Genomic DNA, 20,340 nt, shown 5'->3' with positions numbered 1-20,340 from the left:
GATCTCCTGCCAGAATGGACGCCTCTGCGCTCTGTGTAAAACGGGAGGCCGCCCTGGCGACCTCATCTTCACACGACCAATTCGTACCTTTTTCGTGCGCATCGCAACCTCTTATCCGGAGGTGTTGCGACGATCGGTTGAATTCACCCTGTGCTCCTTGATCCGAGTGGATCAGTGTCTTGCGGGGCCGCCGGGAGCGAACGGCCTTCATGACGGCATCCAGAACCAGCTCTCGATGGATCGTTGGCTTGACTGACCAGCCAACGACTTTGCGAGAGAAGAGATCCATAACGACGGCAAGATAGAGCCAGCCCTGCCAGGTTCGGATGTAGGTGATATCCGTCACCCAGGCCTTGTTTGGCCGCGACACCGTAAATTGGCGCTGCAGCAAGTTGGGGATCAGGGCTTGTGGCTTGGTGACGGGGACGTGGCGTATGCGATAACCATGCAACGCCTGCAAGCCGTTCTCGCGCATTAAACGCGCAACCCGGTGCTTGCTGCACGTCTCCCCGCGTTCGCGTAGATCCTGAAATACTCTTGGCGCGCCATAGATTCCATGGCTGGCGGTGAAGGAGGTACGGATGAGCCGGAGCAATCGCGCATCTTCTTGGGCCCGATCGGACACCGGATGAGCCAGCCAAGCATAGTAGCCGGCGCGGGCAACCCCAAGCAGGCGGCACATCACCTGAATGCTGAACTCATTCCGGTGCGACTCGATGAACTGGTAAGCCCGTCGGGTCTTGCTTGGAACCCTCTTCGAAGACATGGCGCTTGCCTCCCATCGCAAGCTCAGATGCTAGGCCTTGTCCACGAAATGCTGGTATCTCCACTTCAGCTATTGTCTTGCCAACCGCCCGGCGATACTCGCGCCAACCCGCCTCGTCGTCCTTGTCTCGCACGAACGCTGCGGTTTCGTTCAAACGCCCTGCAATCTGCAAGAACACCACGCTTAGTCGCTCGGCCTCTTCCTTCGTCATGAATCTCTCCGCAGGCGTCGAATCTCTCGACCCTAGATGTCCGCTAAGCATAGATGAAGATCCACGAGGTCTGCTTTGGCTCGGAAGCGGACATTTTTACCCCGTCACCGAGGGATCAGGGGTACCCACTTTTCATCCAATGCTCCAAATCTGACCTTGTTCTTGCTGGTCAGGCCGTAGCCTCGCCTTCGAGCAGGACGTCCAGCACAGTGCGCACGTAGAGGTCCGGGTGTTCTACGTTAGGCAGGTGGACGGCCGGCATCATCACTAGGCGCGCGCCCGGCACTGTCGATGCGATGTATTCGCCGTGGCTTGCCAGGGTGACGGTATCGTTCGTGCCTGCGATCACCAGCGTGGGGCGGTTGATAAGTGCGATCGTTCGCCGCATATCGCTGTCGCGCACCGCTGCGTAGTTGCCTGCCAGGCCCTGGGGAGGGGTGGAAAGCAGCATGTCGCGGAACGGTTGGACCACTGATTGCTTTGCTTCGAGCATGGAGGCTGGGAACCAGTTGGCAAGGAACGCCTCCGCCACGGCGGCCATGTCGGGCGATGTCTGCAGGGCGGCAATGCGTGCATCAAACTCGCTGGCGGGGCCCAGTCGGGCGGACGTATTGCTCAGAATAAGTTGATCGATACGCTCCGGCGCATAGATGCCGAGCCACTGGCCTACGAAGCCACCAAGCGACAAGCCGAGGAAATGTGCGCGCTCAATGCCGAGCGCATCGAGCAACTCGACGACGTCGCGACCCAGCCGATCTAACGAATAGGCACCTGCAGGAGCATCCGACTTGCCGTGGCCGCGACCGTCATAGCGCAGCACGCGGAAATGCAGGGTCAGCGCAGCGATCTGGTCATCCCACATGTGCATCGTCGTGCCAATGGAATTAGACAGGACGAGCACGCTCTTGTTGACGTCGCCATCCAGGCGGTAGGCCAGGCGGCATCCGTCGCCGGTGGTGATGAAAGTGGTGTCGTTCATGGCGCTTTTGCTCCTGGGTTGGGTGTGGGCCGAAGCCCGGTTCGAGGAGAGATGCTAGGCGCCGCCGGCTCATATAAAAATTACAAAATTTCTAATAACTATGTAAGTATTTCTAACATGACCCCTTTCACCCTTCACGACCTTCAATGCTTCGATGCCGTGGTCAAGGCCGGTGGCTTTCAAGCCGCCGCCCAGGTCATGAACCGCACGCACCCGGCCGTGTTCGCCGCTGTCGCCAAGCTCGAGCGGCAGCTGGGTTTCATGCTGTTGGAGCGCGGTGGCTACCGCGTGCAACTCACGCCTGCGGGCCGGTCGTTTCATCGCCGTGCGCAAGCGCTTTTGCGCGAACTGGAAAGCCTGCATGCCCACACTTCGCAACTGGCCATGGGTACAGAAAGTGAGCTGCGAGTGGTGATTGGCGATATGTGCCCGGTGCCGCAGACGCTGCGCTTGCTGAGCGGCTTTTTTGCACAGCACCGCAGCACTCGATTACATCTTCACTTTGAAGCCGTCACGGGCCCGTGGGAACGCCTGTTCAACGATGACGCCGACCTGATCTTCCATCATATCGACAAGCACGATGCACGCATCGAATGGCTGGATCTGTGCCCGGTGCAGTTCATCCCGGTGGCGGCGCCGGGGTTCTTGCCGTTTCGCGCCACTCGCTCGATACGGCGCACGCAATTGCGCGAGCTCACGCAATGCATCATGCGCGACACGGCACAAAGCTCGGAATCACGCGACTACTTTGTGGTGGATGGGGCGCCGCAATGCACTGTTGCGGACCAACTTATGAAGAAAGAAGTCATCCTGTGCGGCATGGCCTGGGGGCACCTGCCTCGCTTCCTGATCGAACAGGAACTGCGCGATGGACGTTTGATATCGCTCACGGGCAAGTATCTGACGGGCAGCGTGGAAGACCTAGTGGCCGCCCGTCGTCATGATCGGCCGCACGGGCCAGTGGCGAACCAGCTATGGCAGCTCATCCAGGAACAAACGGCGCGATGGCGGATATCGCTGGCACCCTAGCACGTCAAGGCACGCCCCTCAGTGCAGGCGATCTCGCCACCTTCAGGGCCAATGCTGACATGCCCTCGTCCGGGGCATCTTGGAGCTAGCTGTAGGCGCACGATGTGGTTGGCGATGCTCTTCGATCCGACGCAGCGACAGCCCCTGGGCCGCGCGGCTACCCCCGCCGCACCTGCGCACCCTTTAGAGGTCGATTTCGACGAAGCTATCCACAGCCCTCCAGAACCGATCTGGCGCGGCTTGTCGGGCATGAAGTGCGAGACCGTGGCGACGCGCTTTGACGCATGCCAACAGGTCCCACCCCACACCGGCCACCACCCACCTCGCTTCGGCAGGAGACCATGTCGACTTCAGATCGAAAGACAACGTATGACGAACTCCATCCAGAGCCCCATCATTCACGGCCCCTGCCAATCCTGGACAACGTAGCGGACAGCGACATGCGGCAGCATCAAGGACGGCGCCGATTTTCCAGCAACAACCAGCACCTGATCGACAGGAATTGCGTCCTTCGCTTCAGTGGCGATGAAGGCCTGCACCAGGCGCGTGCCGGACGATGGCATAAGAGAAGCTGGAACCGCGACCGGGCTTCGACCCAGAGCGGCCAGCCAATCCACCCTTCCCAGTTTCATGTGGACCGGAGGGTGAGCGACCTGCAGATCCACGGAACCGGCGAGCAAGCCCGTCGTGAGCGGCTTGCCGTGCGATATCAGAACGACGGACTGCCCCTTCGCTTTTTGACTCGCGATGGCGTAGAGGTCCGCATCGGGGCGGTTCATGGGGATCGGGGACAAACCTGCCTGATCGATAGTGAGTGGGTCGATCCCCGACGCTCGCTTAAGTAGATCCGCCATCATGTGCACGGTTGCATCCTCTGCCTTGATGGGGCGTTCGGCCGCATGATGTTCGCCGGCATAGATAAGAATTTTTGCGTCGGGAAACGCCTGCACAGCACGGCGCATGAGGTTATCGGCCTGATCCTGTTCACGCTGCTGCTGTGCGACCTTCGCATCCTTGGAGTACTCCGTTCGAGTCGTCTCGTAGGAAACGGGGCGATACCCCAAGGCTAATGATTGCCGCAGAAAATCGGCAAAGGCCGGGTCGTCGAAGTAATAGCCGGTCGACTGTCGGGCATAGCCGTCAGCAGAAAGTTTCGCCATCTTCTCCCGTGCAACACCATCGTCCGCATCACCTTTCAATGCTTCGGCGGCCAATACCGTATAGCCGAGCGGCCGCAATGCGCGGGCAACCTCCAGACCGAAAGCTCGGTTGCGCGGATCGAGGTGATTCTCGTCGAGAATTACAATACGAGTCCTGCGGGCGCGCTCAACAATGGCGCGGATGGCTGACACCCCGGTCGCGGAACGCAACTCGTCGATCTGCTCCGTCGGCACGTGGAAGTCGGCCTGTTTAGCAGGATTGAATGTCGGTGCTCCTGCCATGCAGGACATGACTTGCGCCCATTGGTCGAAGACATCCGGATCGCTGATCTCATTTTGGTTTGAGAGCCCAAGCCTCTTCAATAATCCAAATGAAGCATCGATGTACCGGCCATGGCGAGCGTCTTCGATGGATTGCTTGTAGGCCGCCAACAGCCTTTCGTTATTTGCCTGCTGGGCTTGTTCGGTAGTCGAGGGCGATTGCGCCAGCACTTTAGTGCCGATGACCATCATGAGGGAGGCGCTGAAGAGAAGGGCGCCAGCGACGCGATAACGCATTCGGGTACTCCACGGCGTAGTTCGTAGAAGTCGATCAACTCAGTACCGCTTTGGATCAGACGCGGACAATCCCAGCTTGCTTACAAACCTTGCCGACCGCAACACGATCGTCGGCCATATCAACTTTCGCCCTTCGAGCCAGCAAGTCACCACCGGAGACACGGCTGTAGCTGCCTGACCCCTCAAGAACCTGAAGCCGCACGCGTCAATGAAGGCGGCCGCGTCGAGGGAACGTATCGACAAGCCGGAATCCCAGCTCCGGCCACCACTAGCCCTGCTGCGGTGTGCTTTCCATATCAGCCAGCGCCCCTTTCCGCCGGAAAGTCGGGCCATACCGGAAACAGGTAATTGAGATAATCCGCCGCTTTTTGGCGACCAAGCCATTGATTTTGCGTAAATCAATGGTTACCTAAAAAAGTGATTAGAGGTAACCCCAAAGGTAATCACTTTCTAAGTGATTGATTTTTCATGGCCGGCCCAGCGGCATGATTACCTTTTAAGGAAGTAATCCATTACCTACTAATTACCTCAAAGATTACTGTGAAGATAAGCTTCTATCGCATTGATCTGACACAAAAAACATATCTACGGAAAAGCATGATGACTGTGATTACCTTTTTCCGACGGGGTCAAACATTTTCCAGCCCATGAAAGAGCGACACGTCCCTTTCTATCGTGATCGACAACCATCTCCACGATCGCGCAGCTGCATACCGGTGGTGGTGCATCGGGTGGTACACGTCAAAACGCCGCCGCACGTCGCACCAACCCGGTCAGCTGGATAGACGCTTCCTGGATGGCTGTTGGCACCCAGAGCCCGCCGCACGGACAGAGGCTTGCCGGTGCCTCTATCGCCGTGCCTTCGCTTGTGTACTCGCTCACTCATACACCACAGCGAGATTGCTCAGGTGACTCGCCATACCGACGATAGCTGCCTTATTCGCCACGCCACGCCCCCCTATGGCAGCGCATACATTGTTCTGCGAGACCTCCTTCAGAACGGCCTTTCCTTGCCCGACCTCAAGACGAACGCAATGCTGCTTGTCGTCACTACGACCACGTTCGTGGATGCCACTGCACCTTCGTGGCGACGTCCGCCGAAACGCTCGTGTCTTATCCCTTCACCTTGCTGGAGCATGCATGATCGGCATTCCCCCAACCGGCGGTCTGACTCAGGCCATCCTTACCGCGGTCTGCTTCGAAGGTCTTTCTGCTGAAACCCGGGAGGGACGGAAAGCAACGTTCGCCATCATCGACGAAAACGGAAAGGTCATCGAAAGAGGTCCCGCCGTTGCCCGGGAGGCCTGGAATGTCACGCTCGCCTGCTACAAGAATTTCCTGGTAGGACAAGGACACCTTCGCGTGTTCTCCGGTCCGCCAAGCGCTGTAAAATGAGACACTACAAAGCGACCTGATGGTCGCTTTTTTTCGCGCTGGAGAAAAGTTTATATAGACTTGACTTCGGGCAAGCAAGAGAAAGTAAGTCGCCCCGCGGCAGCGGGGCGAAACACTCGCCGAAGGCGAGACAACCTGGCGTCAACACGACAATCAAGCGACACCGCTACTGGATGATTCGCTTCGCTCACCCCTTCGGGGCCGCCCTGCGGGCGTTCTTCGCGCTACGCGCTCGTCCGGCCTACGCCGGAATGACGAGTAGGGAGCGGTGAGCCACCACCAACACCCCCGCGCAGCGCCCACGACCATCAAAGCGCCCGCGCCACCGCCTCCAGGCGATCCAGATAAACCTCCACCCGGCGGCGAAACGCCAACGCATCCGCCATCACCTCATAACGGTCCTCCGACTTCAGCGCCTGCTCCAGCGCCTGCCCCTCCTCCGTCAGCGGATTGCTGCCGAACAACTGCAGGCCGCCCAACAAGCGATGCACCCAATGCGCCACATCCAGCGGGCGGCGCTCGTCCACCAGAATGTCCAGCGTCAGCAGATCCACGCGCGTGGTGCGCACGAAACCGGTGACCAGGGTCTGGATCACCTGATCGTCGCCGAAGCTCTCGCGCAGCGTGCCAAGATTCACCTCGAAAGCGGGGCGGACCCCCGTCGCGCCCGCGCCGAACATGCGCTCCAGCTTGGCGCGCAGTTCGGGGATGCGGACCGGCTTGGGCAGGAAGTCGTCCATGCCTGCGCTGGTGCAGCGTTCCAGTTCGCCGGGCATCGCGTTGGCGGTCATGGCCAGGATCAGCAGGTGGCGGCCGCTATGGTTTTCGCGGCGGCGCACGGCGCGTGCCAGTTCGTAGCCGTCCATCAGGGGCATGTGGCAGTCGGTGATGAGCAGGCCATAGTCGCGCCGCTCCAGCGCATCGAGCGCCTGCTTGCCGTTGGTCACCACGTCGCAGGCGTAGCCGAGCTTGTCGAGCTGGGCGGCGATCAGGGCCTGGTTGATCGGGTTGTCCTCGGCCACCAGCACGCGGTCTTCGGTGCCGGTCGCGGCGCCGCGCAGCGCCTCGCGCTCGCTCTCGCCCACGGCCAGACCCAGCGCGCGCTGGCAGGCGATGGCGAAGGTGGACCACTTCAAGGGATTGCTGGTGACGAAGAGACCGGCGGCGCCGCTGGTATAGCCGTGCGGGTCGGGAATCGCGGTGACCGCGATGCAGCCCCAGGCCGCGGCGGGCCAGGCGGCGCCGAACTGCTCGTCGACGAACTGCTCGTCGACGAACAGCAGATCGGGGCGCTCAGCGCCATGCCGGCTGTGTTCGGGCCAGCCATGCTCACCGTCCTGCTCGAGCGTCATGCCCAGCGCCAGCACATAGCGGCGCAGGGCCAGCGACACGGCGGGATCGGCCACCTCGATGCGGACCGTGCGTCCGCGCAGCGCGTGATGCGAAAGCTCGCGCCGATGGATCGGCATGTTGAGTTCCACATGCATGCCGGTGCCCAGGTTCACTTCGCTCTCCACCGCAATGGTGCCGCCCATCAGCTCCACCAGGCGCCGGCAGATGTACAGGCCCAGCCCGGTGCCTCCGTAGCGGCGCGTGGTCGAAGATTCCGCCTGGGTGAACGGCTGGAACAAGCGGTATAGCTGGTCCGGCGAGATGCCGATGCCGGTGTCGACCACGCTCAACCGCACCTGCTGGCTGGCACCGTTGTCCTCCAGCACCTTCACGTAGACGCGCACCGCGCCGAGCATGGTGAACTTGATGGCATTGCTGATCAGATTGAGCAGGACCTGGCGCAGCCGCACGTTCTCGGCGCTGACCTCCCCCGCCAGCCGCTCGTCGATGTCCACCGCCAGCGCCAGTCCCTTGCGGTGGGCCTGCGCGGACAGCACGCTCACCGTGCTGTCGATCAGGTCGCGCACGTCCACCGGCACGTATTCGATGCTCAGGCGGCCGGCTTCCATCTTGGAGAAATCGAGCACGTCGTCGAGGATCTGCAGCAGCGCCACCGCCGAGGCCTCCACCGTGCCGAGCATGCGCCGCTGCTCCTCGTTCAAGGGCGTGTGGCCGAGCAGTTCCAGCATGCCGATCACCCCGCTCATCGGCGTACGGATCTCGTGGCTCATGGTGGCGAGGAATTCGGTCTTGGCGTGGGTGGCGCTCTCGGCCAGTTCCTTCGCGCGGGCCAGTTGCTCGGCCTGCAGGTACTGCTCGGTGGTGTCGACCCAGCAGCCGCTGAAATGCACGGCGCCATCGACCAGGCGCGGCGTCGCACTGGTGGACACCCAGCGCACGCCGCCCCAGGCGCGCACGCGCACCACCGCCTGGAACGGCATCATGCTGCTGGCGGCGCGGTCTACTTCGGCCAGCAGGGGCGCGCGGTCATCCTCGAGGATGGCGGCGAGCGCGCCGCGCTTGCCATCGATGAACACCTGCGCGCCGATGCCGAACATCGGCTCCGGATTGCCGCCCACGAACAGGAAGCGCACGCCTTCCTCGCGGGTGTAGCGGAACTTGTAGACCACCGCCGGCAGGTGGCGGGTGACGTCGGTGAGCTGCTCCTCGGTGCGCCGCCGCTTGCTGGTTTCGCGGCGCAGCCGGACGTAGGCGTAGGACACGGTCAGCAGGAACAGCAGCACGATCGCGATCACCGGCAAGGTCTTGTGCGCGATCTCCTTCCAGCTGCCGCCGAAGGTGTAGTGCGCGGCCAGCCAGGTGTTGCGGATGGATTGCTGCCTGCGCTCCGGCATGTTCACCAGCACGCGGTTGATCAGCGGCACCAGCGGGGCGTAGCGCTTGGCCACGCCCATCGCGAGCACTACGTGGTCCTCGGTGGGGGCATTGATCTTCAGCCGTCCGGGAAAGCGCTCGCGGATCACGAAGTCGGCATTGGCGATATCGCCGACGAAGGCATTGGCGGAACCGTCGACGACCTTGGCCAGGCCCTCCTCGGTACTGGCCACGCCGATCACGTTCACCCCGCGCATGCGCCCGGTCATGGCCTTGATGTCCTGCCGCGACAGGTTGGCGGTGACGGTCCATCCGGCCATGTCGTAAGGACCGGTGATGGCGTTGGCCTCGGTGCGCGTGACGATCATCACCGGGTAGTCCAGGTAGGCCACCGAGAAATCCATCAGCTCGGCCTGCTCCGGGCTGACCGGCGAGACCGCGGGGATCAGGTCCACCTTGCTCTCGGCCATGCCGCGGACCACGTCGCTCCAGTTGCGCGCCGGCACATAGGTGAGCCGCAGGTCCAGCGCCCTGGCGATCTCGCGCAGGTAGTCGCTGGAAATGCCGGCGGGCTGGCCGTGGCGGTCCAGCAAGGTGTACGGCGGCGAGGTGGGGTCCAGCGTGATGCGCAGCGGGGGCAGCTTTCGCAGCCACGCGCGCTCGGCCTCGCTGAGCGGCACCGCGGCATCGTCGCTGTGCGGGTGGCGCATGTCGCCATTGAGCCAGGGCGCACGCAGGCGCGCGTGATCCTCGTTGGTGAGCAGGGCCAGCGCCTTGTCGATGGCGCCGATCAGCGGTGCGCGATCGAGCGGCGCCGCGAAGCACAGCGCGGAGATCGGCAGCGCCACCAGCGGGCCCACGCGCAGCTGGTTCTGCAGGCCGGCCGCTTCGATCGACAGCCGCTCGGCGTAGGGATTCTCGATATAGCCCTCGGCGCGCCCGTCCGCGACCATGCGCAGCGCCTCGTGCGTGCTGTCGGCGTGGACCAGCTTCACGCCGGGGATGTAGGCGCGCGCGGTCTCGGCGGTGGCATCCTGTGCGAGGCTGACCAGGGTGGCGTCGCGCAGGCCCGGCATGTCCTTCACGCGGTCGTTGTCGGAGCGCGTGACCAGGGCCGGGAAATCCTCGAAGTACGAGCGGCTGAAATGCAGGTGCGCCTCGCGTTCCGCGGTCGGCGAGACATTCATCAGCAGGTCGACCGCACCGGCCTGCGCCGCCTTCAGCAGGGCCGGCCAGTCCGGATAGACGCGGTAGCTCACCCGGATGCCGAGCAGCTCGGCCAACCTCGCCAGGTAGTCCGGCGCCATGCCCTGCACGCGGCTTTCGACCACGCTCTCGAACGGCGCGAAACCTTCCTGGTAGCTGCCGACCACGAGCACCGGGTGTTCCGTCAGCCAGTGTTCCTCCTCCGGCGTCAGCACGACGCCTTGGGCCGCGACGCAACGGACGGCGCACAGCATCATCGCGAACAGGCACAAGCGCAGCCAAGCCATGCAAGACATCCCCATGAATAACGATGGCGAGGCGCTCGCCCCGACACCTGCCACTGAATCGCCCAGTGCAACGCTCCGCTTGGATGGGCCGGCCAGCATGCACGGCTGGAGCAGTCACAGTAATCAGGCTATTCGCAGCTAATAAATCAGCGCGTTCTGAAAATGAGCATGGAAAAATCCGAGCGTGCTCACCGCGTCAACGGAAGCCGAGCTTTTCCATGTACTCGCCGATCGCGCTGTCGTGCAGGATGCCCAGCTTCTTCATGCCGCTGCGCTTCTGCGTGCTTACCGTCTTGATGCTGCGGTGCAGGCGCTCGGCGATCTGCGTCACGGTGAGCTGGCCCAGGCCGTACAGGCGCAGCACTTCCAGTTCGCATGGTGAAAGTTCCTTGGCGATTACTGCTGGAGAACGTTCGCGCCGCTCGAAGCGGTCGCGCAGGCTGGGGCTGACGTACAAGTCGCCTCGCTTCACCGCGCGCACCGCATTGGGCAGGTCGGTGGCGAAGGATTTCTTGTAGGCCAGGCCGCGCATGCCCTTCTCGCGCAGCGCGCGCAGCACGGCGACGTTGTTGAGCATGGTCAGCACGATCACCGGGATCTGCGCGTAGCGCGAGCCGAGCAGCGCCATCAGCGGCAGGCCGTCGCTATGGCGCTGGCTGGTGCTGGCGTGGTCGTCGGGCGTCTCTTCGGGCATGGAGTAGTCGGTGATGATCACATCGCAGGGCTGGCGCTTGAGCAGGTCGATCAGCTCGCGGCCGTTGCAGGCCTCGCCGACCACCTTGATGTCGCCTTGCCGCTCCAGCACGGTCCTGACACCGACCAGCACGACCGGATGGTCGTCGGCCACGATGACTCGAATCATCACGCTACCCTCGTGTGTACGCCGATCCGCATGCCGCGCTCCGGTGGCCTTGGAAGAGCGTTCATCGCAGCATCGCGTCGCGTGGCGCGCGGTGTTTTCCGCAACGGAAAACGGGTGGTGCTGATGGATGTCGCTGCCAAGGTGAAAAAAACGCGGCGTACCCCGCATTTCGCGAACCGTCGCGATCGGTTGTGCGAAGTCGTCATTCAACCCCAATGAGCAGTACTTGGGCATCCGCAACTGGGGCCCATTTGTCTGAAAATGTAGCGAAATGACTTCGGATTTCTCCGATCACGCCTAGGAACCAGAATTTTCCTGGTCTGGAGCCGCCGGGCTTCGGGGCACTGAATCCCCGCCATTCGCCTCGGTTCGGCGCTTTTAAGCTCCAGATGGCATAATGATCGGCATCGACTGCCGTCCGGCAGTGCTCGTCAGGCAGCCCACGCCACCCCAACGAGTCGAAGCTTCGGCAGCGCCTGGTGCGCCTGCCGCGCAGTCCCTATACGAAACTTCTTAAGTCAACGGTAACCGCATGGTCGCATTGGCAACGGAGCACGTGATCGACGTGCACCACTGGAACGACACCCTCTTCAGCTTCCGCACGACGCGCGATCCTGGCTTCCGCTTCGACAGCGGACAGTTCGTGATGATCGGCCTGGAAACGGAGGGCCGTCCGCTGATGCGCGCCTATTCGATCGCCAGCGCGCACTGGGAAGAACACCTGGAGTTCTTCAGCATCAAGGTGCCGAACGGACCGCTGACCTCGCGCCTGCAGCACCTCAAGCCCGGCGACCCGGTGACGGTGAGCCGCAAGCCCACCGGTACGCTGGTGCTGAACGACCTGAAGCCGGGCCGGCACCTGTACCTGCTGGGCACCGGCACGGGCCTGGCGCCGTTCCTGAGCGTCGTCCGCGATCCGGACACCTACGAGCGCTTCGACAAGATCGTGCTCGCCCACGGCGTGCGCCACGTCAACGACCTGGCCTATTCGGACTACCTGGAACGGGAACTGCCCGCGCACGACTATCTCGGTGAGCTGGTGCGCGAGAAGCTGATCTACTACCCCAGCGTCACGCGCGAGCCGTTCCGCAACCGCGGACGCATCACCGACGCGATCGCCGACGGCCTGATGAGCCAGACCATCGGCCTGCCGCCGCTCAATCCCGCAACCGACCGCATCATGCTGTGCGGCAGCCCGTCCATGCTGGAAGACGCCTGCGCGCTGCTCGACGGCCGCGGCTTCCATGCCTCGCCGCGCACGCGCGAACCGGGCGACTACGTGGTCGAGCGCGCCTTCGTCGAGAAGTAAGCCGCCGTCACTGGCGGATGCGTCCCTGCCCTTCGTTGTCCCAGTAGCCGAAGATCCGCCGCGCCACCAGCTTGTACAGCCGCTTGAAGGTGGCGCGCCACAGCCGCGCATGCGGCGCCGGGGTGGCCAGGATCGCGCGCTGGCGAGCGCTCAAGGCGTCCGCACAATAGGTGCGCTTGTGCTTGAGCAGGTGGCGCAGGTCCTCGCGCGCCAGCAGGCGGAACAGTGCGCCGCGGCGGCCGCGGGTCCAGGCGATCTGGAAGTCGACCAGCGCGGGGCTGCCGTCTTCGCGCACCAGCCAGTTCGGTTCCTTGGCCAGGTCGTTGTGCACGATGCCGCGGCGATGCAGCAGCGCCAGCAGGCGCAGTGCATCGCGGTAATACGCACGGTCGCGCGGCTGTGCCTGCTGCATCGGCGCGCCGGCGATATAGCTGCGCAGTAATTCCTTGCCGTTCCAGCCCAGCAGGGCGGGCACGCCGTCCACGCCGGCGAGCTTGGCCAGCGCGCGCGCTTCCCGGGCTGCCGCGCGGCGCGCGAAGGTGCGCGCCCACCAGCGGGCCGCGCCGATATCGCGGCGGATCACCGCGACGCCGTCGCGGCGCGTGAGTTCGATCCGGCCCAGTTCGTCGGCCTTGAGCAGCGTGCTGTCGTCGATGGTATTCACCTGGCTTCCCGCGAGCGGCGGCGGGGTACACTCGCCCGCCATGCGCAATGCGGCCTATTGTGGCCGATCCGTCTCCGACACGCCGGGAGTTGTATGGATATCGCCCTCTACGTGCTGGCCGCCCTGCTGATGATCGGCGGCTTCGTCGGCAACATCCTGCCGGCGCTGCCAGGCATCCCGATGATCTTCGGCGGGATCTGGCTGGCCGCCGCGGTCAACGAATATCAGCGCGTGGGCACCGGCTGGCTGCTGGTGCTCGGTGCGCTGGGCGCGTTCGGCGTGCTGGTCGATTTCATGGCCGGCGTGCTGGGCGCCAAGCGGGTCGGGGCGAGCAAGGCGGCGCTGTGGGGCGCCTCGCTGGGCACCGTGATCGGCATGTTCTTCGGCATCCCCGGGCTGCTGCTGGGGCCCTTCGTCGGCGCGCTGGCGGGTGAGCTGGCGTCGGGCAAGAGCGTGTTGCGTTCGGCCCACGTCGGCGTCGGCACCTGGCTGGGGCTGCTGTTCGGCACGCTGGTGAAGCTGGTGATTTCGTTGCTGATGATCGGGCTGTTCGGCTTCGCCATGCTGATCGGCTGACCCCTCGGACGCCCCGTCCTTCGGCACAGGCATATAACCCGCCGGCCGCTCTAGGCTGGTAGGACCAATCTTAGGGAATCCCTCCATGTCCAGACCTCTCGCCTTCGTGATCGCCGCCGCGCTGGCGGCGGCCGGTTCCGCCCATGCGCAAGCCAAGCCGCCGGAATGGATCGAGCGCAGCAACGCCGACGCCAAGGTGCTGCTCGACGCGACGGCGCGCTTCTCGCCGGAGTTCGCCTCGCAGGTCGGCATCGCCGGCTACGACGACAAGGTCGTCGACCTGAAACCCAACATCGACGAGCGCAGCCGCGCCGCGATGGTCGAGGTCAAGAACAAGCTGCAGAAGCTGCTGGTCGCCGAGAAGGACGCCAACGTGCGCCAGGACCTGCAGATCATGCTCAAGAACGTCGACGAGCAGATCGAAGGCATCGACCTCAATCGCCAATACATGCTGCCGGTGCAGGACGTGCCCCAGCTGATCTTTGGCGGCGAGTTCGTGCTGCTGAAGGACGACGTGGATCCCAAGCGCCGCGCGCTGGCCCTCAATCGCCTGCAGTGCTACGTGGGCAAGGCGCCAGGCTGCGAGTCGATTGCCGCGCTGGCCAAGGCGCGCACCACCGAGCGCCTGGACAACAAGTCGCTGCTGGGCCCGTACAAGGGCGACATCGAGCAGAAGCTGGCCAATACGCAGCGCTACGTCGACGGCATCCGCCAGTTGTTCGCCAAGTACAAGCTGGACACGCCCGACGGCAAGGCCGCGCTGGATGCGCTGGACAGCCAGCTGAAGGACTACGACGCCTGGGTGCGCAGCACCGTGCTGCCGCGCGCACGCGCCGACTTCCGCCTGCCGGAACCGCTGTACGCGTACAACCTCAAGCAGGTCGGCATCGATATCCCGCCACAGGAGCTGATCAAGCAGGCCGAGCTGGAATTCGTCGAACTGCGCCAGGCCATGCAGATGATGGCGCCGGTGGTGGCCAAGGCCGAGAACATCCAGGCCACCGATTACCGCGACGTGCTCAAGGCGCTGAAGAAGCAGCAGCTGGGCAAGGACCAGGTGATGCCCTGGTACCACGAGGTGATCGGCAAGATCGAGGAGATCATCCGGCGCGAGCGCATCGTCACCCTGCCCGAGCGCAAGATGGCGATCCGCATGGCGTCGGAAGCCGAAGCCGCCGCGGTGCCGGCGCCGCATATGGACCCGCCGCCCTTCATCAACAACAAGGGCGAGCAGGGCACCTTCGTGCTGACCATGGGCAATCCGTCGTCGAAGGCGGGCGGCGCCGACTCCTACGACGACTTCACCTTCAAGGCCGCGGCCTGGACGCTGACCGCGCACGAGGGACGCCCCGGACACGAGCTGCAGTTCGCGGCGATGGTGGAGCGCGGCGTGTCGCTGGCGCGCAGCCTGTTCGCCTTCAACAGCGTCAACGTCGAAGGCTGGGCGCTGTATGCGGAGGCCGAAACGCTGCCGTACGAGCCGCCGGCCGGCCAGTTCGGCGCACTGCAGGCGCGCATGCTGCGCGCGGCGCGGGCGTATCTCGATCCGATGCTCAACCTGGGGCTGATCACGCGCGAGCGTGCGCACGACGTGCTCACCCACGAAGTGGGCCTGTCCGAGGCGATGGCGCGGCAGGAACTGGATCGCTACACCTTCAACAGCCCCGGCCAGGCCACGGCGTATTTCTACGGCTATATGCGCCTGCAGCAGCTGCGCCTGGAGACCGAGCTGGCGCTGGGTTCGCGCTTCGACCGCAAGGCCTTCAACGATTTCGTGATCGGCCAGGGCCTGCTGCCGCCGGAACAGCTGGCGGACGCGGTGCATACGCAGTTCGTCCCGCAGTACAACAAGAAGCATTGAAGCGAACCGCCCGTCCGGGCGGCCCGCTTCGCATCAGGGCCGGCGCTTGCGCGCCGGCTTTTTTTGTACCGCCTGCAGGCTGCGTTCCAGCCAGGCGGCGAAGGTCGGCGTGTCGTGCGTGAGTGCAGGCGGAAGCACCAGGTATTGCCGGCTCGGCTTGGCGCCTTCGGCATGGACGAAACGGGTGACGCCGTCGATTTCCAGCAGCGCTGGCTGGTCCTCAGCCGCGACCTTGAGCGCCAGCCCGGGGGCACCGATCCACGCGCAGGGCCGCTCCGAGAAATAAGCCAGCACGCCGCCGAACATCGACTGGAAACGCAGCTCGTGCGCCAGGCCCAGATGCGTGGCCGCATCTTCCAGATCCTGGCGGGCGCCGCTCTTGCGGGTAGCGTTCACGCAGCCTGGTCGGGAATGACGTACAGCAGCACCGCCAGGTAATGCAGCACGCTGCCGGCGAGCACGAAGAAATGCCACACCGTGTGGTGGTACGGCATCCGCCGCGCCAGATAGAACGGCACGCCGGCGGTGTACGCCACGCCGCCGGCGATCAGCAGCACCATGCCGCCGGTTTCCAGGTGTGCGCTGAGCGGCTTGAACGCGATCATGCCGACCCAGCCCATCGCCACGTACAGCAGCACGGCGAGCTTGCGCGAGTGCTTCAGCAGGCCCAGCTCCAGCGCGCTGCCGACGAGCGCCAGCGCCCAGATCGCGCCGAACAGGCTCCAGCCCCACGTACCCGGCAAGGCGATCAGGGTGAACGGTGTGTAGGTGCCGGCGATCAGCACGAAGATCGCGATGTGATCCAGCGTGCGCAGCACCCGCTTGGGCAATTCGCCGGGAATCGCGTGGTACAGGGTGGACGCCGTGTAGCACAGGATCAGCGAGGTGCCGAACACCGCGCTCGCCACCACCGCGCGCGGATTGCCCAGCATCGCGGCATAGGTAACCAGGGTCACCAGCCCGGCGATGCTGAGCAGGATGCCGATGCCATGCAGGACGCTGCTGGCGAGTTCGTCGCCGAAGGCGTAGCGCGGAGTCGCGGCGCTGGACGAAGCCGACATGGGGTATTCCTCGAAGCGGGGGGACGCCGGTTGGCGCTCCCACCCACCTTACCCTCGCGGCCGGACCTTGCATACTGCCGCGCACGGTGCCGCGACGGCGATTCGGACGGCGCGCTATTCGATGATGAAGGCGCCGAAGGCGATGCCGATGTTCCAACCCTCGCCGGTACCGCTGAGCGCCAGCGAGACATTGCCCTTGGTCAGCACCTGTGCCGCGGCGGCTTTCTCCGCGCCGGCGTGCACCTGGGCGTTGGCGTAATGCCCCTTGATCTCGCCGATGCCGTCCACGCCGGTGAACTTGCCCACGCCGTGGGTGATCCTGGTCTTGCCGAAGGTGAGGCCGCCGCCCTTGACGCGGATGCGCACGGGCATGCTCTGCCCGTTATCGCAACGGACCGTACCGCTGCCGGAGGCGGTCTGGTAGAACACCGACCAGCCGGACACCTGGAACTCCATCCGGCAGGACACGTCGGCCGCCCGGGCCGGCGCCGGCAGTGCCGCACAGGTCGCCGCCGCCAGCACGGCGCAGCCTAGCCAGGTTTTCCCCATGACCTTCTCCTCGAACCTTTTCTGCTTGCCCCACCCGGCGCGAGCCGGGACACGCGATTGTGTGGCCCCTCGCATGAACGGCCGTGAATGGCATATTCACGCCTATTGAACGCTGTGCAAAGCCGCCCGGGCGCAATGTCCGTCGTCCGGGCATCTCCCCCTCTCTCCCCCGATGCCCGGCTCATTAAGCCCCGCTCCTATGCGGGGCCTTTTTTTGTCCGGCGTCAAACCGTGTTGACGTACGCGGGGTAAGCTGGGACTGGACTGGCGAAGGAGTGGCTCCATGCCTAGCACCGATCTGTTGCTGTACCTCCAGGAAACCGATCTGCACAGCCCCGGCCCGCGCGCGGCCGCGGCCCTGGCGGCCAGATTGGGCGCCAGGCTGGATGGGCTCTACGTGGCCGACCTGCCCGCCGCCGCCTTCAGCTTGCCGGAGGCCGTGCCGGTGCAGTTGGAAGAAACCCGCCGGCGCTGCGTCGAGGCGGAGGAGCACGGCGCCCAGTGGCAGCAACTGCTCGCCACACATGGCTTGAGCGGCCAGTGGCGGGTGGCCCAGGGCGATACGGTGCAGACCGTGTGCCAGGCCGCCGCCGGCTACGACTTCCTGGTGATGGAACGCAGCCAGCAGCGCAGCGATGCGCCGGTGGGCTTCGGCACCGTCTCGCGCTGCGTGTTCGGCAGCGACCGCCCGGTGCTGGTGGTGCCGGATATCGCACAGGTGGGCGACACCATCGGCGCGCGCGCGCTGGTGGGCTGGAACGGCAGCCGCGAATCCGCCCTGGCCCTGGCCGCGGCGGCGCCCTTGCTGCAGCAAGCCGACGAAGTGCTGCTGCTCGACGGCAGCGAGATGTATGCCGATTCCATCGCGGTGCTGCCGCCGCCGGGGCTGGCCGACTGGCTCGAACGCCACGGCATCCGCGCGCGCATCCAGACCCTGGACAGCGGCCCCACCCATGCCGCCGGCACGCTGATCCTCGATGCGGCCCATGCGTTCCGCGCCGACCTGCTGGTGATGGGCGCCTGGAGCCGTTCGCGACTGGCCCAGATGGTGCTGGGCGGCACCACCCGCCACCTGTTCATGCATGGCGACCTGCCCATGCTGGTGGCGCACTGAAAAATCCGGGAAGGGGCACAGCGGAGGGGATCGTCGGGAGCGTACCCCCTCGCGGCGCTGCACACACCTACTTGCGCGAGCGTTTGCGACGGGCATAGTCTGAGCACGCGTTCAGGCACGATCCCTCTGCGTCCCCACGCAGCGTGCGACTGGCGCGTCCAACACATCGCATTCGTCAGGAGGTCGCTCATGCCGTCCGCAAGCCTGGCTGTCGCTTATCGTCCGTCGCACGCTCAACCGGACAAGGTCTGTATCGCCGCACTCAGCGCGGCGATTGCTCTGAATCTCGCCGCATTGCTGGTCGTCATGCGGCCGATGGCGCCGCAGTTCGCCGCTGTGATCCGTACTACGCCGGATCTAGTGCTCACCTGGATCACACCCAAGCCGATCCCGCCCGACCCGCCGCCGCTGGATTTGCAAGTCAGGCCGAAGACACCGCCGGCCACCGTGCCGCACGCGCTGCCCAAGGCGCCGCAACCGCCCGTGGCCGTGCCCACCGACCAAGGCAACATCGCCGCGCCGCCGGTGGTGCCGACCATCCAGCCGGCGGTCGAAGCCGCACTGGTCGCCGATCCCGCACCGATCGAGGCGACGCTCGCCTATCGCACCGCGCCGCTCAGCTTCCCGTCGGCAGCGATCCGCCGGAAGTTGCACGGCACGGTAACACTGCGCGTGCTGGTCGACGCGGAAGGCAAGCCCACCCAGGTGGTGATCGATAAATCGAGCGGCTCCGAATTGCTCGACAAGAGTGCGCGCGAACAGGTGCTGGCCAACTGGCGTTTCCAGCCGGCGACCTCGCAAGGACATGCAGTACCGGCCTGGGCGCGCGTGCCGGTGAGCTTCGAACTGCGCGAGCTGTAGTCGCTTCAAGCGCGAGATGCGTGAAACAAGGGGCCGGCCGTTCCGTTCGCACAGCGACCGGCCGGCCCCTCACGGCAACTTTATGGCTGCACCGGTTTGGCTATCGAAGGCGTCGAAGAAGGCGCGGGGCGCGCCGCACGCACTACCAGCCACACCAGCCCGGCGATCAGCAACACCGGCAGCAGCGCCGGCAACATCGCCAGCAGCACGATCGGCGCCATCGCCACCAGCACCACGCCGGCGATCAGCAAGCCCAGCAAGGTGCCCAGCACGCTGAACACGCCGCCCACGATGGCGAAGGTGAACTTGAACACCACGCCGATCAGCGCGCCGGCCAGCCACAGCGCCAGCACCGCCATCACGATCACGCTTAGCACGAACATGACGTTTCCTCCTGGTGGCGCTCATCCTTCCGGCCACGTTTGCAGCATGCGCCCGCGGCTTCCTGCGATGCATGGCGCGAAAGTCATGTGCCCCGGAAGTCACGCCTGCAGCGGGGCTGACGGGTTACAGGTCCTTAACGGTGCCCATGGTCCACTGCCGCCCGGTTCCAACCGAGCTCCATCGCATGAAGCATTCCATGCACACCCTCAAGGCGTTGCGTGATATCGCTTTCGACCTCGGCGTCGGCAAGCATCCCGACCTCGCCGCCATGGCGCGCGAACTGGGCCGCGTGGTCCATCGCGACGGTGCGGCACTGAATCAAGGACTGCAGGAACTGCGCACCCGCGAGCGTGGTTTCGAGCGCTGGCTGCTGGCCACGCGCGGCAAGCCGGGCGTCAGCATCCTGGTGATGGCGTGGCCCGCCAATCACGCCACGCCGGTGCACGACCACGGCGGCCTGTGGGGGCTCGAACTGGCCCTGCACGGCGCGCTGGAAGTACAGGCCTGGTCGCGCGACGCGGCCAGCGGCGAGCTGAGCCTCAAGGGCCAGGACTGGCTGGGCCCCGGCGACGCCACCTGGTTCGACGCCGATGCCGGCTATGCGCATCGCTGCCGCAATCTTTCGCGGCACGACACCGCGCTCACGCTTCACGTCTATGGCGGCGATCTGGCAAAGTATCTCGCGTATGAGCGCAGCGCCGAGGGCGACCAGTGGCTCGCCCGGCCGCAGCACGCCGCGATCACCGGCCGGCTGAGCGCCTGAGCGCTTCGGCCTTTCCGC

At 64.8% G+C, this 20,340-nt stretch carries 20 protein-coding genes; 9 read left to right on the top strand and 11 right to left on the bottom strand.

All coding sequences use genetic code 11. The features are described 5' to 3' along the window. The 3 genes from AB4083_RS20985 to pcaD form a co-directional block, all read right to left on the bottom strand. The coding region (locus tag AB4083_RS20985) for an IS3 family transposase (protein ID WP_441610457.1) at nucleotides 1-766 on the bottom strand (766 nt) is incomplete at its 3' end. Then, nucleotides 699-977 carry a hypothetical protein gene (locus tag AB4083_RS20980; protein WP_441610456.1) on the bottom strand — a complete coding sequence of 93 codons (279 nt, stop codon included), beginning with the start codon at nucleotides 975-977 and terminating at the stop codon, nucleotides 699-701. The genes AB4083_RS20985 and AB4083_RS20980, both read right to left, overlap by 68 nt. 169 nt (nucleotides 978-1,146) lie before the next feature. Next, nucleotides 1,147-1,956: a 3-oxoadipate enol-lactonase gene (gene pcaD, locus AB4083_RS20975; RefSeq protein ID WP_441610455.1), complete on the bottom strand. Its 810-nt coding sequence runs from the start codon at nucleotides 1,954-1,956 to the stop codon at nucleotides 1,147-1,149. Nucleotides 1,957-2,073: 117 nt separating this feature from the next. Between pcaD and AB4083_RS20970 the strand changes: the two genes are divergently transcribed. Then, nucleotides 2,074-2,985 carry a LysR family transcriptional regulator gene (locus AB4083_RS20970; protein WP_441610454.1) on the top strand — a complete coding sequence of 304 codons (912 nt, stop codon included), beginning with the start codon at nucleotides 2,074-2,076 and terminating at the stop codon, nucleotides 2,983-2,985. A gap of 398 nt (nucleotides 2,986-3,383) precedes the next feature. Here the strand turns inward: AB4083_RS20970 and AB4083_RS20965 are convergent, their stop codons facing one another. Then, nucleotides 3,384-4,703 carry a hypothetical protein gene (locus AB4083_RS20965; protein WP_441610453.1) on the bottom strand — a complete coding sequence of 440 codons (1,320 nt, stop codon included), beginning with the start codon at nucleotides 4,701-4,703 and terminating at the stop codon, nucleotides 3,384-3,386. A gap of 1,140 nt (nucleotides 4,704-5,843) precedes the next feature. Between AB4083_RS20965 and AB4083_RS20960 the strand changes: the two genes are divergently transcribed. Beyond that, nucleotides 5,844-6,098 (top strand): hypothetical protein, encoded by a 255-nt coding sequence (locus tag AB4083_RS20960; RefSeq protein WP_441610452.1) that lies wholly within the window; start codon nucleotides 5,844-5,846, stop codon nucleotides 6,096-6,098. A 308-nt stretch (nucleotides 6,099-6,406) separates the two neighbouring features. Here the strand turns inward: AB4083_RS20960 and AB4083_RS20955 are convergent, their stop codons facing one another. After that, nucleotides 6,407-10,318, bottom strand: coding sequence for a transporter substrate-binding domain-containing protein (locus AB4083_RS20955; RefSeq protein WP_441610451.1), 3,912 nt, complete (start codon nucleotides 10,316-10,318; stop codon nucleotides 6,407-6,409). Nucleotides 10,319-10,514: 196 nt separating this feature from the next. Beyond that, a complete protein-coding gene (locus tag AB4083_RS20950; RefSeq protein WP_441610450.1) occupies nucleotides 10,515-11,180 on the bottom strand; it encodes a response regulator in 666 nt (221 codons plus the stop codon). Nucleotides 11,181-11,210: 30 nt separating this feature from the next. On the opposite strand from AB4083_RS20950, the gene AB4083_RS20945 reads away from it, so the two are divergent. Together AB4083_RS20945 and AB4083_RS20940 are read left to right on the top strand one after the other, a co-directional pair. After that, a complete protein-coding gene (locus AB4083_RS20945) occupies nucleotides 11,211-11,399 on the top strand; it encodes a hypothetical protein (RefSeq protein ID WP_441610449.1) in 189 nt (62 codons plus the stop codon). Nucleotides 11,400-11,712: 313 nt separating this feature from the next. Beyond that, entirely contained in the window at nucleotides 11,713-12,489 is a 777-nt protein-coding gene (locus tag AB4083_RS20940; RefSeq protein ID WP_441610448.1) for a ferredoxin--NADP reductase, read from the top strand. A 7-nt stretch (nucleotides 12,490-12,496) separates the two neighbouring features. Here AB4083_RS20940 and AB4083_RS20935 read toward each other — a convergent pair whose 3' ends face one another. Continuing rightward, nucleotides 12,497-13,153 carry an RIO1 family regulatory kinase/ATPase domain-containing protein gene (locus tag AB4083_RS20935; protein ID WP_441610447.1) on the bottom strand — a complete coding sequence of 219 codons (657 nt, stop codon included), beginning with the start codon at nucleotides 13,151-13,153 and terminating at the stop codon, nucleotides 12,497-12,499. Between the two features lie 93 nt (nucleotides 13,154-13,246). On the opposite strand from AB4083_RS20935, the gene AB4083_RS20930 reads away from it, so the two are divergent. Together AB4083_RS20930 and AB4083_RS20925 are read left to right on the top strand one after the other, a co-directional pair. Then, nucleotides 13,247-13,729, top strand: a complete 483-nt coding sequence (locus tag AB4083_RS20930) for a DUF456 domain-containing protein (RefSeq protein WP_441610446.1) — start codon at nucleotides 13,247-13,249, stop codon at nucleotides 13,727-13,729. Nucleotides 13,730-13,814: 85 nt separating this feature from the next. Further along, the gene (locus AB4083_RS20925; RefSeq protein WP_441610445.1) at nucleotides 13,815-15,590 is read left to right on the top strand and encodes a DUF885 domain-containing protein; all 1,776 of its coding nucleotides are present in this window, start codon (nucleotides 13,815-13,817) and stop codon (nucleotides 15,588-15,590) included. 33 nt (nucleotides 15,591-15,623) lie between these two features. Here AB4083_RS20925 and AB4083_RS20920 read toward each other — a convergent pair whose 3' ends face one another. From AB4083_RS20920 to AB4083_RS20910, 3 genes are all read right to left on the bottom strand, one after another. Then, nucleotides 15,624-15,986 carry a TfoX/Sxy family protein gene (locus AB4083_RS20920; RefSeq protein ID WP_441610444.1) on the bottom strand — a complete coding sequence of 121 codons (363 nt, stop codon included), beginning with the start codon at nucleotides 15,984-15,986 and terminating at the stop codon, nucleotides 15,624-15,626. Further along, complete coding sequence (gene trhA, locus AB4083_RS20915; RefSeq protein ID WP_441610443.1) at nucleotides 15,983-16,651, bottom strand: PAQR family membrane homeostasis protein TrhA; 669 nt, start codon at nucleotides 16,649-16,651, stop codon at nucleotides 15,983-15,985. Before trhA ends, AB4083_RS20920 begins: the two co-directional genes overlap by 4 nt. Before the next feature lie 114 nt (nucleotides 16,652-16,765). After that, nucleotides 16,766-17,200 (bottom strand): hypothetical protein, encoded by a 435-nt coding sequence (locus tag AB4083_RS20910; RefSeq protein WP_441610442.1) that lies wholly within the window; start codon nucleotides 17,198-17,200, stop codon nucleotides 16,766-16,768. Nucleotides 17,201-17,483: 283 nt separating this feature from the next. On the opposite strand from AB4083_RS20910, the gene AB4083_RS20905 reads away from it, so the two are divergent. Together AB4083_RS20905 and AB4083_RS20900 are read left to right on the top strand one after the other, a co-directional pair. Next, nucleotides 17,484-18,314, top strand: coding sequence for a universal stress protein (locus AB4083_RS20905; RefSeq protein ID WP_441610441.1), 831 nt, complete (start codon nucleotides 17,484-17,486; stop codon nucleotides 18,312-18,314). Between the two features lie 189 nt (nucleotides 18,315-18,503). Next, nucleotides 18,504-19,175 (top strand): energy transducer TonB, encoded by a 672-nt coding sequence (locus tag AB4083_RS20900; RefSeq protein WP_441610440.1) that lies wholly within the window; start codon nucleotides 18,504-18,506, stop codon nucleotides 19,173-19,175. An 80-nt stretch (nucleotides 19,176-19,255) separates the two neighbouring features. Here the strand turns inward: AB4083_RS20900 and AB4083_RS20895 are convergent, their stop codons facing one another. Continuing rightward, nucleotides 19,256-19,558: a hypothetical protein gene (locus AB4083_RS20895; RefSeq protein ID WP_441610439.1), complete on the bottom strand. Its 303-nt coding sequence runs from the start codon at nucleotides 19,556-19,558 to the stop codon at nucleotides 19,256-19,258. 197 nt (nucleotides 19,559-19,755) lie between these two features. On the opposite strand from AB4083_RS20895, the gene AB4083_RS20890 reads away from it, so the two are divergent. Next, entirely contained in the window at nucleotides 19,756-20,322 is a 567-nt protein-coding gene (locus tag AB4083_RS20890; RefSeq protein ID WP_441610438.1) for a cysteine dioxygenase, read from the top strand. Nucleotides 20,323-20,340: the final 18 nt, after the last annotated feature.

Source organism: Dyella sp. 2RAB6, from assembly GCF_052115385.1.
In the GTDB taxonomy this organism is placed as follows: domain Bacteria; phylum Pseudomonadota; class Gammaproteobacteria; order Xanthomonadales; family Rhodanobacteraceae; genus Dyella_D.
The sequence above is the reverse complement of the archived record's forward strand: the minus strand, read 5'-3'. Positions and strand labels throughout refer to the sequence as shown.

Coding starts and splice junctions, on each gene's coding strand:
- AB4083_RS20980 (WP_441610456.1), bottom strand. CDS start 977: ATGACGAAGGAAGAGGCCGAGCGACTAAGCGTGGTGTTCTTGCAGATT.
- pcaD (WP_441610455.1), bottom strand. CDS start 1,956: ATGAACGACACCACTTTCATCACCACCGGCGACGGATGCCGCCTGGCC.
- AB4083_RS20970 (WP_441610454.1), top strand. CDS start 2,074: ATGACCCCTTTCACCCTTCACGACCTTCAATGCTTCGATGCCGTGGTC.
- AB4083_RS20965 (WP_441610453.1), bottom strand. CDS start 4,703: ATGCGTTATCGCGTCGCTGGCGCCCTTCTCTTCAGCGCCTCCCTCATG.
- AB4083_RS20960 (WP_441610452.1), top strand. CDS start 5,844: ATGATCGGCATTCCCCCAACCGGCGGTCTGACTCAGGCCATCCTTACC.
- AB4083_RS20955 (WP_441610451.1), bottom strand. CDS start 10,318: ATGGCTTGGCTGCGCTTGTGCCTGTTCGCGATGATGCTGTGCGCCGTC.
- AB4083_RS20950 (WP_441610450.1), bottom strand. CDS start 11,180: ATGATTCGAGTCATCGTGGCCGACGACCATCCGGTCGTGCTGGTCGGT.
- AB4083_RS20945 (WP_441610449.1), top strand. CDS start 11,211: ATGCCGCGCTCCGGTGGCCTTGGAAGAGCGTTCATCGCAGCATCGCGT.
- AB4083_RS20940 (WP_441610448.1), top strand. CDS start 11,713: ATGGTCGCATTGGCAACGGAGCACGTGATCGACGTGCACCACTGGAAC.
- AB4083_RS20930 (WP_441610446.1), top strand. CDS start 13,247: ATGGATATCGCCCTCTACGTGCTGGCCGCCCTGCTGATGATCGGCGGC.
- AB4083_RS20925 (WP_441610445.1), top strand. CDS start 13,815: ATGTCCAGACCTCTCGCCTTCGTGATCGCCGCCGCGCTGGCGGCGGCC.
- trhA (WP_441610443.1), bottom strand. CDS start 16,651: ATGTCGGCTTCGTCCAGCGCCGCGACTCCGCGCTACGCCTTCGGCGAC.
- AB4083_RS20910 (WP_441610442.1), bottom strand. CDS start 17,200: ATGGGGAAAACCTGGCTAGGCTGCGCCGTGCTGGCGGCGGCGACCTGT.
- AB4083_RS20905 (WP_441610441.1), top strand. CDS start 17,484: ATGCCTAGCACCGATCTGTTGCTGTACCTCCAGGAAACCGATCTGCAC.
- AB4083_RS20900 (WP_441610440.1), top strand. CDS start 18,504: ATGCCGTCCGCAAGCCTGGCTGTCGCTTATCGTCCGTCGCACGCTCAA.
- AB4083_RS20895 (WP_441610439.1), bottom strand. CDS start 19,558: ATGTTCGTGCTAAGCGTGATCGTGATGGCGGTGCTGGCGCTGTGGCTG.
- AB4083_RS20890 (WP_441610438.1), top strand. CDS start 19,756: ATGCACACCCTCAAGGCGTTGCGTGATATCGCTTTCGACCTCGGCGTC.